Here is a 13,359-nt window from a genome sequence, read left to right on the forward strand (position 1 = left end):
TCGTTTTATTAATAAATAGTTAGAGTATGGCAACAAGCAAAACAAAAAAACGGGCTTCCAAGATTGATTTGTTTAACTATATGAATATCTTAATCTTGCGTAAGCGTAGCATTGGCAAAGATTCGACAGCCGATTTATATCGGGCATCCAGCAATTGGCTAAGGAAATTCGTAAATAACCGGAATCTCTGTCTATCGGAAATCACTCCGGCCCTTGTCGATGAGTTTATCGTTTACCTCCAGTCTCTCGACAGTCTGAAGGTGAATTCGGTCAACAGTTATGTGTGCGCGTTTCGGGCAATGTATAATATGATAGTTCGTGAACAGGGCTATATCCCTTATCGGTATCCGTTTGCACATGTCGTTATCCATCCTGAGAAAACAACGAAACGTGCAGTTGGGATAGAGGTCTTTGAGAGGATTTCTGCTTTGGATTTGAGTGATGAACCTGAAATGCAAAAGGCTGCCGATCTTTGTGTCTTTTCATTTATCGCATGCGGTATGCCATTTGTCGATCTGGCACATCTTACACGTGAAAATATCAACGGTGACACACTTATTTATCATCGGGCGAAGACCGGAGCGCCCATACGGATTGATCTTACTCCGGGAATGAATTATTTGCTGGACAAATATCGATCGGCAGACAATCCGTATTTGTTTTCACTCCTTCCGCCTGATGGGCTTATTTCACACGAACACTATAAGTCTCTTTTACGCAACTATAATTTTTGTTTGAAAGAGATCGGTAAACGGTTGAATTTGCCGGCTTCTTTGACTTCGTATGTCATCCGGCATTCATGGGCAACAATCGCTTACCGAAAATATACTCCGGTCGCTATCATTAGCCAAGCTTTAGGACACACCTCTGAAAAGACGACACGGCATTATCTGGCACAATTAGATCAGTCGGAGCTAAGCAAGGCAAATATACTGATTACGGGTACTGTGGATAATATTGTAAAAAGGAGGGCTTAACCTTAATTCTGATATAAGGTAGGGTGCTCATGTTAGAAAAACCTTGTTTTATATCGGATATTGGAATGATTTGCTTGCAAAGGTAAAGAATATTTATAAAAAACAAAGTTTAAAGTAACAATTTTACCTGTTTGATTTAAACGGGCAGAAATAACTGTGTATAAAGGTCAATAGGAGTCTGAGACACTGGATTTACCTGTGTCCAATTTGTTAAATTGTGGTCCTATCCGGTCAAAAAACAGCCCTATCCGGTTGTTTTCTTTAGTCTTTTTATGGTAAGATTTTCGGCTATGTGGTTGTTGCCCTTATATCAGAATTAAGGGTAATAGATGATTGTATTGGTAGTCGCCGCTTTACCAACGGACAACTTAAATTTATAAAATTATGGCAATAGGAAAGACCATTTTGACAGTCGACTTGTACGACAATGTGTTAACAGAGAAACTTGGGGACTATTCGGGAAAAATTCGTATCACCGGCACGTTTCGTAACAAAGAAGTCTCAGCCGGGATCGTCGAAGAACGTACCGAGTATCGTCCTGAAACCATCGAAAACATCTTGGGAATGTCCGATGATAAGAAATTGCAAGCTCTTGCAGCAGGCAAATGCGTCTCAGACGGTTTAGGCCATTTTTTCCTAAATGTCGGCGGCTCCTTTTCTGGTAAGAAATCCGATTATAAATCTCCCGATAACAAAATCGGTGTCACGTTCATCCCCAGTGCCGCTTTGTTGAAACTATTGGAGAACATTTATGTGAATGCGGATATTGCATCGGTAGGGCCGATGATTGAACACATCACCGATTCGACAACTGGTGCAGTGGACAGTATCTTAACTCCTTCCGCCCCCGCTGTTATCAGTGGCCGCACGTTGTTGCTGAAAGGCAATGACCCTTCTGTCGGCGTTTACTTTACTCCCGAAAGCGGAAGTGATCCGATTAAAGTTCCCTTGGTAGTGACGAACACGACCTCCCAGATTATCGTCTCCATCCCGGCATTGGCCGATGGAAATTATTATCTGAGTGTAACGACACAGGCCGGTGCCGGATATTCGATCGTGAAGGAACCTCGCACGTATCGCCTCCCCATCTTGTTGACGGTTGGAAATACCGGTGGCGAAGAAGAACGTCCGGGAGAACTGTAAGCCTACCCCTGGCATATAGGGGATGCCGGTGTCCCTATAGATGGGAACACTGGTGTTGAGTGGTATAGGGACAGAGGTGTTGAGGTATATGGGAACAGTGGTGTTGATATGTATGGGAACAACGGTGTCCCCATACCCCTTACTAATAAATGTTAACGAATTAATTACTTATTACTAATCATATTTCAATACTTAATGCTTATGAATGAATATGTTACTTTTAAACGAACAGCCCTTCTCATGCTTATGTTTATCACGGCGTGGTGTCTGCCGGTGAAGGGGCAAGGGTCTCAGACGCAGGGAAACTATACTTTGAGTGGTGGTATTGTCGGGATAAATTATATGGAATTTACTACGAATCCAAACTCTGGATCTGGGAATGGTTTGCATCTTGTAAGTCCAGAAAATGAGGATCTCGGAGAAGCCTATCTTTTGTTTAAGTTGACAGATCCAGGACAGGCAAGTAAATATCGGCTTGAAGTTAGGGATCTTAATAAAACCCTTGATTCTGAAGGAAAACTATGGATGCCGTTGTCACAAGCCCAAGTTGACGGAAATGAACGTTATTTCAACAATGTATTTCGCAGTGTGGCAGGAGCATCGGTAGGGGATGTTATCGAATATACAATCTCCCTTTACAGTACGATGGAAGAAAGCAACCCGTTAGCCACATTTACCGGCAATGTGGGAGTGGTCGATCCTGCTGAAATAACTTCTTCGGTAAAGAAAATAAGAGGCAATGCAGGTGAAACGATTCCGTTTGACGTAAGAGTGAAGGGAGGGAGCTTTACCGGCCGTCCCAATATAACGTTGAGGATCTCGAATAATAACAGCAGTAAGTACGAAATTACGTCAACAGATGGGAGACTGCAGTCGGAATATAATGGATGGCGGATTCAGCTTGATGAGCTTGCGGATGAGGCTGTCTATTCTTTTGAATTGAGGGTGAATCAGGAGGTTAATGATAATTTTTATGTCAGTTTGCGGGAAAATATAGAAGGAATAGATGAGGATATAGAACTACCGAACGGTTTGCGCATACCGGTTCAGATCCCATACTTGGTGGCTGAAGAGGATGTTAAAGGCTTGCAGGCAATAGCCGATGCCAACAGCAGCCAGGCATTGAAAGATTATGTTGCAAATAAAGGCTGGTTGTCTCAAGGCGATGAAAGCTATAACGATACGATCTATACCAGATGGGATGAAAATGAAGTGCCTGCCCGGTTGATTGGTCTGTCATTGAATAACCTGAAAGAAGGGCTGACTACGTTGGATGTTTCTTCTTTTGGCGCTTTGCAGTCGTTGGGAATACAGGATTGCGATGTCGCTTCTTTGGATTTGACATCACTTGGCAAGTTGAATTCATTGTCTATTTATAATACCAAGATCGGTTCCTATTCCGATGTGAAGCTGCCGGAGAATCCGGATTTGTCAATTTGGGGCAGAATGAATACCAAAGAGATCGGTACGCCTGTAGTGGGGCAGGAGGATTATCTGTGTGAGATAGTGGCAGGCGATACGGTTGACCTGTCGGAATATACGGCACTGGAAGGCGCGAAGTTTACCTGGTATGAAGATTCGTACACGCACCAGGAAATAACATTGGAACAAACTTCTCCAGGTGTTTTTGTTTTGCCGCCAGTGACAGGTGACAATGTGACCTATTCCTGTGAAATATCTACCACAAAATATCCTGACTGGATTTATGCAACCAAGCAGATCCGCCTGACCCGCGGAGCTATCGATTACAGCCAAGATGACATCCAGCTGTTGAAAGCGCTTGCTGCTGCCAATCCGGATTGTGTGGAGTTGCAGCAATTTATCACGGCTGAAGGTTGGACGGAAACCTGGGCGGAGTATTGGCTGGATCAAAACCGGAAGGTGGCGGTAGACTGGAATGATGAGACGCCGGCACGTATTTCCAAACTGCGTGTGCGTAATCTGAATACGGTTAAGTCGTTCGATATTTCCGGGTTCACCGAATTGGAATATCTGGATTGCGAGCAGTTAGGCTTAAAGCAACTTCTCCTGTCCGGCAACACAAAGTTGCAGACGTTGATGGCGGGTTATAATATTGATATGCCGACGTTGGATTTGTCTAAGAATACGAATTTGCATACGCTGGATATTCCGGGTTGCAGAACTCTTTCCCGTTTGGACCTGTCGAAATGCAACAGTCTTACTTATTTGGATATAAGTACGTGTGCAGGATTGTCGGATGTTGACTTGACCGGGGTTCCGCTGACAACTTTAAGGATGAATTATACATCAGGATTGGAGGATTTAGTAAAGAACCACCCTGCAACCGTCCAGTCTTTGTATTATGCAGGGACCGATTATCCGGCGTTAGACTTATCTGAATATTCCTCTTTGGTGGGATATGGAGTACCCCGGCAGGTGACGGAACTGGATATTACCAATACGAATATTCGTGATTTGGGAGTAGATGATTCCGGCTTAAAGTATTCCACCCTTAAAGCAAAGGATGGAATCTATGTCGGTGGTGGTACTCTATATCCGGTTCCCGGCTTGGTGAAAAATGAATATGATGAATATGTGATTCAAAACGGCGATACGATCGATCTCTCTTCCGAAGCTATGATAGGTGGAGTCGCTTCCGTTTATACCTGGGTAAAAACAGAAGGCAGAGTCGAGGCGAACGATGCATTCCGTCAGGTAGAAGGAAAACCGGGCGTATTTGTCGCAAATGGAGTGCTCGGAAAGTCCTATTTCTGTATTATCGCAAACGAAAAATATGTCAGAGAAGGTTGGACTATTAGCAGTTGGAGCGGATGGCGTCTTGAAACTTATCGGATGTGTCTCCAACTCCCGGAAGCCACTTACGATACAACCGAAGTCGCCGCCTTGGAGGCGATCGTGGATGGCTGTGCGAGTCCTTCGTTAAAGGCTTGGTGGGACAGCGAAGCATGGAAAAACGGATATTATCCGGAGGATTGGCGCTTTAACGCATGGTGGCACTTGGATGAGGAAACCAATACTTATCATTTGTTCGAGTTGCAACTTAATAGCTTGCAGGATACGCTTTCGACATTGGATGTTTCTGCTTTTAAGGAATTGATCTTACTGTCTTGTGATAATTCAGGTTTGGAAACTTTGTCTGTGGCTGGTAACGCCCGCTTAAAAAGCCTTTATTGTGGCTATAGCCCGAAGTTGGCAACGCTTACATTGCCTACCAATAAAACGGACTTGGAGAATTTGCAATGTGACGGTTGCACGAAGCTCGAAACATTGGATGTCGCCGGATATACAAATCTTATAGTCCTGAGTGTACGTTCCTGCAAATTCCGATCGCTGGAATTATCACAATTGGCAAATCTGGAATACCTCTGGTGCAATGGCACGGATCTGACCGTCAATGTTAGTAACCATCCGAAATTAAGGGAATATGGCGTACCGAGAAACGTAGAATCATTTGATATGAATAAGTTGGATTCATTGCAAATTTTAGACCCGTCTAATTCGAAGCTGAAGTTCTCGACCGTCACGTTGAAGGAAGGACAACCTTGGTTCGGTGGTTACAGTTGGAACTGTTTGCCGATAGAAGGATTCAGGTCTTATGCTTTAGGGAAAATCTATTATCTGGTTCCTGCCGGCAAACTGATTGATCTTTCTTCCGAAATGAAGATAAACGGCAAGGCTTCGGAAGTCAAATGGTTCGGTTATGACCGTGAAACCTTTGCAGAAAAGGCGGTGCAGGTAACAGGAACAGACGGCAAGTTTACCGTTTCCGGCCGGGCGAAAGACAAGTTTGAAGCGATTATCACCAACGAGGCCTTCAACGGTTGGGAAATGTCTGTAATGGGCGAGTTCTATACCCGCGACGGTGATGCCAACCTCGATGACAAGGTCGATGTACGTGATATTGCCACTACGGTCAATTGGGTGATAAACGATACGGCGAATGTCCTTCCTGATTATGACTTCGGCTGGTATGAAGCAGATGTAAACACCGATGATAAGATAGACGTAGCCGATATCACCGGTATCGCCAACCTGATCATGGGTAAACCCGTGACGAAGAGCAACGGCTTGCGCAGCGACTTCGTGCCGACTGTCAACTTGACAGCAGAAGAGGGCTTCCTGTGTATGGAAACGGATGTCCCGGTTGCCGGTGTACAATTGGCATTGACCGGTATGGCAAAAGCAGAGCCCTTGTTGGGCAAGGCAGCCAAACTTACACAGGCCTCCCATGCAGACGATACGCTCCGTATGCTTGCTTACAGTCTGAAGGGTGAAACAATCCCGGCAGGCAAGACCGTCCTGATGAAATGGCCCGAAGGCGCACGCCTGGCCGGTGCCGCCTTCTCCGACTCGCAAGCTCGCAGCCTGAAGGTGGAGACGCGGGGCGATATCGCTACTTCCAACGCGACGATCAGCGTGACGGCCTCTTCCAAAGAGATCCGTAACTATCCGAACCCGTTCAGGGGAACGACTACCCTGGTTTACCGTTTGGATGAAGACGTAGACAATGCCTTTATCCAGGTATATGCACTCAACGGTGCATTGGTCGAGGTCGTTGAAGGTTTGAGTACGCAAGCCGGTGAAAACCGTTTTGTCTATTCTACCCGCCTGACGGGAGGCACTTATGTTTACCGTCTTGTCACCCGAAAAGGGGTTAGCACCAACTATAGTAAGTCTAACACATTTATCATTAAGTAAGTTATGAATACACATAAAATAAAGAAAAGTTTGACTATAGGGTTACTGCTGCTATCGGCAGCAGTAACTGCCACCGGCCAGAATGTCTGGAAGACGGAGGCGGTAAGCGTGAAACCTGCCGATCAGTCGCCAACTATCAAGCTGGCTTTAGAAAATACGGATGAGGTAACGGCGTTGCAGTTTGACTTGGCTGTCCCGCAAGGCCTGACGTTGAATGCAAATTCTGTCAGTTTGAGTGACACTCGTAAAGATGGGCATACATTGACTGTTGAGAAACAGGATACAGCTAATGTCTATCGGTTCCTGTTGCATGATACGGGTAATAAAGCATTGAAAGGAAATCGCGGAACGCTGATATCCCTCCCTGTCACTATCGGAGAAGGGTTCAAAAACGGAACCTTCGCCATGTCTAATGTCGTTATGACGAATAAGAAAGCGGAAAGTCTGTCCTATTCGACACAGTTCGGACTGATCTCGTTACTTGCCAAGCAAAAGGTTGTCTTGTCTGTTTCCGGTTTGGAACAAATCGTGAATACGGAAAAGGATGCGGCCGTTATATATACAACGGTTCCGAAAGATTTGAGATTGGATGTTAAATATTATTCAAATGCGGCGTGTTCCACAGAAGCTACTAATAGGAAAGCAGCAGGTACTTATTATGTTACATTCGCTTATGCCGGAGACGATACGCTCGAAGCATTAAACGATACTTTGACAATGATCGTCAGCAACAAGCAAAATATTGATTTCAAAACCGAAGGGACTACGCTACCGACGGCTTCGACTGTTTTGCAGGGACAGCCCCTGTCTGCTTCCATCTTATCCGGTGGTAAGGCCTTTGTAACAACCGGTACAGGAACGACTCCTTTACCCGGAACCTTTGCCTGGACAAACGGTAATGCCCCTGCGACAGCTACCGGATCATACAGCATAACCTTCTCCCCCGACGATTACGCCAACTACGTTACAAAAGACACTGTTATCGAACTGACCGTGACTCCGGTTTACCAGGTCTTTATCAGTCAGCCTGAAAATGGCTCTATCTCGGCAACGGGTATGAGTGGCGACAACCGGTATGCGGAAGGGCAGGCACTGATCCTGAAAGCTGTGCCCGCTTCTAACTATCGGTTTGTAAAGTGGTCGAATGGTGTAGAGACCGATACGACTACCTGGAAGATAAGCGGAAACGGAACGATTTCAGCAGTCTTTGCCCCGATAACCCGGAAGGTGACGATTGACGCCGGTACAGGCGGATCGCTTTCTATCACAGCAGGCGGAGTGCCTGTCAAATCCGGCAGTCCTTGGATACAAGGCACGGAATTGAATATTGTTGCGACACCAAACGAAGGTTATAGCTTGAGCGGATTGACATTGAATGGCGATCCCTTCTCATCCGGCAAATATGTGTTAGACAAAGAGGACGTTACCTTCAGGGCTGCTTTTGCCGAACTGGTGAATGAATATCCGGTAACGGCAACTGCTACGAACGGCATTGTCCGCTTGTATAAGGCTGATGGCACTGCAATCCCGTCTGGAACAGCCCTGAAAGATGGCGAAAGCTTCAAAGCGATACCGTTTGCCAATGCCGGTTATGAACTTGTCAATCTCTGGATTAATGGAGAGAATGTGACTGGAGAGGACAATGTTTATTCCGGTACGGTTGGTGAGGAAACAACTGTTTCGGCAACTTTTAAGGCGAAAGAGTTCGATTTGTCCATTACCGCAACAAATGGAACTGTAACTGTAAAGAAGGATGATGATACCGAGTTGAGTAATAGAGCTAAGATTGCATACAATTCGTCAGTTATTATCAGTCAGCCGGTGGCAAATACGGGGTATAAATTCCTTTCTCTTGTAGCAAACGGCCAGCGGATCGAGCAGTTCCCTGCAACTCTGACAGTCGGTGGAAATCTGAGTATTACCGCTACATTTGAGAAGTTGACACCTATCTTGAATAAGTATATTATTAATACTCTGCAATCTTATACATATAACGGCCAATATAAGGCTTTCATCATCCGTACGACTCAGACACACGCTACGGATTTCAATGTGGTGTATAAAAAGGAGAATACTATTGTATCAGGAGTTCCTATTGATGCCGGAACGTACAATATGACGATCACTCGTAATGCCGATGATATTTATGCAGACTATTCTTCTGAGGTTTCCCCTAACTCTTCAACTGATTTTGAAGGAAAATTGGAAATAAAGAAGGCGAAGATCGCTGTGACGGAGGCTCCGACTGTTAATAATAATAGTATAACAAATTATGGAAATACAACTCTTGGGAATGATACGGTTCGAAAAGTAGAACAAAATGGAAATGTTTGGAAGTTTAAGTATTCCCCGAAGGGTGATAAGGATAATAATTACGAAGGTACAACTTATTACCTGTCTACAGGTACACCCCGGACATTAACGATTTCCGATGCAATACAATTACGTGCTGCAAGTACGGAACCACAGGCCACAGGTTATGTCCGGATATCTAATGGTGGTAAGGTTTATACATCGGATGAATTGAGTTCGGCTATAAAAGATGGCATAGAAATCACAGTCGAAGCTGTACCGGATGAAAACAGCCGATTTGTATATTGGGATGGTGTTTCTGATGATAAAAAGAATCAATCGTCTTTTGTCATAACAGTTGGTAGTGATATGACCTTTACACCTCATTTTGAATTGAAGAACAATGTGAATGTATCATTGTCTCGAAGTGATTCGAAGTATGGTGAGGAGCATGGTATTACATTATCCCCGGCAATTGAAAATGCCCAGATTGCAATCTTTAAAGACGAAGCATGTACACAACCTGCCGAATTAAAGAATGCCGGTGATTATTTTGTACGTGTATATCGCCCTGCAACAGATACGGATAATGAGATAAATAAAGTTCTCTCTTATACGATTAATCCCGCTGCCCCTGAAGTTGCCGCCCCGACAACAACAGCTATCGCCGCCGGTGAAACACTGGCACAGGTACAGATGTTGGGAGGTAGCGCAGGCAGTGTGGCAGGTACGTTTAGCTGGAAAGATTCGACGATAGTAGTTAAATCCGGTACAAATTCATATACCGCCATCTTTACTTCCGCAGATCCGAATTATTCTCATTCTACAGAAGTATCGGTTGATATTACTGGATTGTCAGCAACTAAGTCTAACGATCCGGGACCTGGTCCGGGTACAGATCCTGGTACAGATCCTGATCCCTCCGACCCGGATGTCCCAACCGGTATAGAAGAGATTGCTTCCGAAACACTGCTTGTTGTACGTGATGGCTCTTTGGTTATCCATCCGTATGCAGCGGTTGATATCGCAGTTTTCTCTATAGATGGTAAGATTATTTTCCGGGATAAGATAGAGGAAGTAACAAACGTTCGTGTTCCACAATCCGGTGTTTATGTAGTTAGCTTTATGGATGAAGGAAAGAGGGCTTCACGGAAGGTGAGCGTCTTGTAAATAACAGTTTTAATAATATGATAAAGGTATGTTCCGGCAATGGAGCATACCTTTATTGTTTCTTACTGGTTCAACATTTGGTATAACTTATCCAACTTCGGAGCCATGATGATCTCCGTACGGCGGTTTTTGGCACGGCCGTCGGCAGTCTCATTGTCGTCAATCGGCATGAATTCGCCACGGCCGCACGGTTGGATCTGCAACGGATTGACACCGTAGTCTTTTGTCAGGATGCGGACGACCGAAGTGGCACGGATGACACTGAGATCCCAGTTGTCTTTGAACTGGGCGGTGTTGATCGGCTTGCTGTCGGTATGCCCTTCGATATAGACGTCGATGTCGGATTGCTTGTTGAGGACTTCAGCGAGCTTGGCCAAAGCCTCCTTTCCACGCTTGTCGACACGGGCGCTTCCCGATTCGAAAAGAAGTTTGTCCGACATGGCAACGTAGACTTTCCCGTCTTTCTCGCGAACGGTCAGCTCGTCACTGCTGAATCCTAAGAGAGCGTCCTTCACGCTGTTGAGCAAGTTCTGTACCCGTTCGGTCTGGGCGTTGATCATGTCCTGCAGTTCGTTGATCGTACGTTCGCGTTCATCCAGTTCGCTCATCTTCTGGCTCAGGAGTGAGTTCAGCTTTTCCTGCTCCGTCATATTGGTGCTGAGCATACTTTGATAGTTGCGGATGTTCTTGCCCATGCGGGACGTGTCCCGTTCAAGTGCGGCAAGGCGCGAAATGAGGCCGTCGTTGTCATCGCGGCAGTTCACAAGCTGGTTCTGCAGATCGTCTCCCCGGGCGATGGCTTCCAGGCGTCCGTTCTCGGCCAGCAGGTACTTTTTCTTCGTTACACAAGATGTGCAGACAAGCAGTGCGGAGACTGCTACTAATAGAACCTTTTTCATTTTGTCGATAATTTTAGCGAATGTAATATTTATTACACATTACTTGTATCGGGTTTAGGATATTTGCAAATAATTAAACTATAATTAAGGCAGTATGAAAATAAGAGAAATAATGGACACGGTACTCCCCACGCGGCGGGCGAGGTTGTTCGCTGTCGTAGCAGCGGGAGTCGTGTGTGGTCTCGGAGCCTATACCGTCTTTGCCTCCAGAGCTTGGAGTTACCTGTCGGATGATCCGTCAGGTTGTGTGAATTGCCACATCATGGCTCCTTATTACGCCACTTGGAACCACAGTTCGCATAGTCGCAACGCCACCTGCAACGATTGCCACGTACCCCACCAGAGCTTCGCCAGGAAATGGCTTTTCAAAGGTATGGACGGCCTGCGTCATGCGGCGGTTTTCACCATGCGCGGCGAACCTCAGGCCATCCAGGCACTTGACGGTAGCGCCGAGGTCATTATGGACAACTGCATTCGTTGCCATACGCAACTGAACACCGAATTTGTCAGCACCGGCCGTATCGACCACGAGATGGCGCTCGCCGGGGAGGGAAAAGCCTGCTGGGACTGTCACCGGGACGTGCCTCACGGAGGGACGAACAGCCTGTCGTCCACCCCGAACGCCCTCGTGCCCTATCCGAAGACAAACACGCCGCAATGGCTGAAAGATATGCTTACAGAATAACCGATAAATTAAAATGCAACAGATATGGAAAAAAGATTAAAATCATGGCAAGGCTGGTTATTGTTCGTCGGGACAATGGCCGTAGTTTTTGTTTTAGGCATGCTGGCCTCCTCCGTCACGGAGAGAAGGGCGGAGATTGCCAGCGTCATCAATAACAAGAAGACCGAGATAAAAGACGTTGAAGGAAGAAACGAGATGTTCGAACCGAACTATCCGCGTGAGTACCAGACCTGGACAGAGACGGCAGACACCAGTTTCAAAAGCCTCTACAACGGCAACCAGGCTGTGGATGTCCTCGGACAGCGTCCCAATATGGTCGTCCTCTGGGCCGGTTACGCGTTCTCCAAAGACTATTCGACCCCGCGCGGCCACATGCACGCGATCGAAGACATGCGTCACACCCTTCGTGTCGGTTCTCCCATGACGGAAGAAGACGGCGGTCCTCAGCCCGCCACCTGTTGGACCTGTAAAAGCCCCGACGTGCCCCGCATGATGCAGAGCATAGGAGCCGAGAACTTCTATAAAAGCAAATGGTCCGCTATGGGAAAGGAAATCGTGAACCCGATCGGTTGTGCCGACTGCCACGAGCCGGAGAACATGAACCTCCGTATCAGCCGCCCCGCCCTGGTCGAAGCTTTCCAGCGGCAGGGAAAGGATGTGACGAAAGCCACCCAGCAGGAAATGCGTTCGCTGGTCTGTGCACAATGCCACGTGGAATATTATTTCAAAGGCGACGGCAAATATCTGACCTTCCCTTGGGATAAAGGTTTCACGGTGGAAGATATGGAAGCCTATTACGACGAGGCAGGCTTTTTCGACTACAAACATAAACTCAGCCGTACCCCGATCCTGAAAGCCCAGCACCCGGATTACGAACTTTCGATGATGGGTATCCACGGACAGCGTGGTGTCTCCTGTGCCGACTGCCACATGCCTTACAAGAGTGAGGGCGGGGTGAAGTATAGCGACCACCACATCATGAGCCCGCTCGCCATGATCGACCGCACCTGCCAGGTATGCCATCGCGAAAGCGAAGAAACCCTGCGTAACAACGTCTACGAACGCCAGAACAAGGCCCGTGAGATGCGCGACCGCTTGGAAACCGAATTGGCAAAGGCCCATATCGAAGCCAAGTTTGCATGGGACAAGGGGGCGACCGAAGAACAGATGGCCCCTGTCCTGCAGCTGATCCGCCAGGCACAGTGGCGTTGGGACTTCGGAGTCGCTTCGCATGGAGCCGCTTTCCACGCCCCTCAGGAAATCCAACGTATCTTAGGCAACGGGACAGACAAAGCCCTGCAAGCCCGCTTGGCGGTCTCGAAGGTGTTGGCGAAATTAGGCTATACGGACGACGTCCCAATGCCCGACCTGTCGACCAAAGAGAAAGCCCAGCAATACATCGGCCTGGATATACCTGCCGAGCGTGCACAGAAAGAAAAATTCCTGAATACAGTCGTTCCGAAATGGCTTGAAGAAGCCAAAGCAAACAACCGTTTGGTAAAAAACAGCTGAT

General features: G+C 46.8%; 7 protein-coding genes. 6 read left to right on the forward strand and 1 reads right to left on the reverse strand.

What is annotated here, in order from left to right:
• Positions 1-26: 26 nt before the first annotated feature.
• The 4 genes from ACW6QF_RS02660 (at position 27) to ACW6QF_RS02675 (ending at position 10,262) form a co-directional block, all read left to right on the forward strand.
• Positions 27-977: a site-specific integrase gene (locus tag ACW6QF_RS02660; protein WP_456086722.1), complete on the forward strand. Its 951-nt coding sequence runs from the start codon at positions 27-29 to the stop codon at positions 975-977.
• 384 nt (positions 978-1,361) lie between these two features.
• On the forward strand, positions 1,362-2,120 hold the full coding sequence (locus tag ACW6QF_RS02665; RefSeq protein WP_456086723.1) for a DUF4469 domain-containing protein: 759 nt from the start codon (positions 1,362-1,364) through the stop codon (positions 2,118-2,120).
• Between the two features lie 525 nt (positions 2,121-2,645).
• Positions 2,646-6,800, forward strand: coding sequence for a T9SS type A sorting domain-containing protein (locus ACW6QF_RS02670; RefSeq protein ID WP_456086724.1), 4,155 nt, complete (start codon positions 2,646-2,648; stop codon positions 6,798-6,800).
• Between the two features lie 30 nt (positions 6,801-6,830).
• Positions 6,831-10,262, forward strand: a complete 3,432-nt coding sequence (locus tag ACW6QF_RS02675) for an InlB B-repeat-containing protein (protein ID WP_456086725.1) — start codon at positions 6,831-6,833, stop codon at positions 10,260-10,262.
• Between the two features lie 62 nt (positions 10,263-10,324).
• Here ACW6QF_RS02675 and ACW6QF_RS02680 read toward each other — a convergent pair whose 3' ends face one another.
• Positions 10,325-11,161, reverse strand: coding sequence for an OmpA/MotB family protein (locus ACW6QF_RS02680; RefSeq protein WP_456086726.1), 837 nt, complete (start codon positions 11,159-11,161; stop codon positions 10,325-10,327).
• A 94-nt stretch (positions 11,162-11,255) separates the two neighbouring features.
• Here ACW6QF_RS02680 and nrfH point away from each other — a divergent pair, with 94 nt between their 5' ends.
• Positions 11,256-11,846 carry a cytochrome c nitrite reductase small subunit gene (nrfH, locus tag ACW6QF_RS02685; RefSeq protein ID WP_456086727.1) on the forward strand — a complete coding sequence of 197 codons (591 nt, stop codon included), beginning with the start codon at positions 11,256-11,258 and terminating at the stop codon, positions 11,844-11,846.
• A 24-nt stretch (positions 11,847-11,870) separates the two neighbouring features.
• Entirely contained in the window at positions 11,871-13,358 is a 1,488-nt protein-coding gene (gene nrfA / locus ACW6QF_RS02690; protein WP_456086728.1) for an ammonia-forming cytochrome c nitrite reductase, read from the forward strand.
• The last annotated feature ends 1 nt before the right edge of the window (position 13,359 follow it).

The sequence above is a fragment of the Parabacteroides sp. genome (assembly GCF_977054455.1).

Excerpts from the sequence above, each read along its gene's own strand:
- ACW6QF_RS02665 (WP_456086723.1), top strand. The coding sequence starts at position 1,362 with ATGGCAATAGGAAAGACCATTTTGACAGTCGACTTGTACGACAATGTG.
- ACW6QF_RS02660 (WP_456086722.1), top strand. The coding sequence starts at position 27 with ATGGCAACAAGCAAAACAAAAAAACGGGCTTCCAAGATTGATTTGTTT.
- ACW6QF_RS02670 (WP_456086724.1), top strand. The coding sequence starts at position 2,646 with ATGCCGTTGTCACAAGCCCAAGTTGACGGAAATGAACGTTATTTCAAC.
- nrfA (WP_456086728.1), top strand. The coding sequence starts at position 11,871 with ATGGAAAAAAGATTAAAATCATGGCAAGGCTGGTTATTGTTCGTCGGG.
- ACW6QF_RS02680 (WP_456086726.1), bottom strand. The coding sequence starts at position 11,161 with ATGAAAAAGGTTCTATTAGTAGCAGTCTCCGCACTGCTTGTCTGCACA.
- nrfH (WP_456086727.1), top strand. The coding sequence starts at position 11,256 with ATGAAAATAAGAGAAATAATGGACACGGTACTCCCCACGCGGCGGGCG.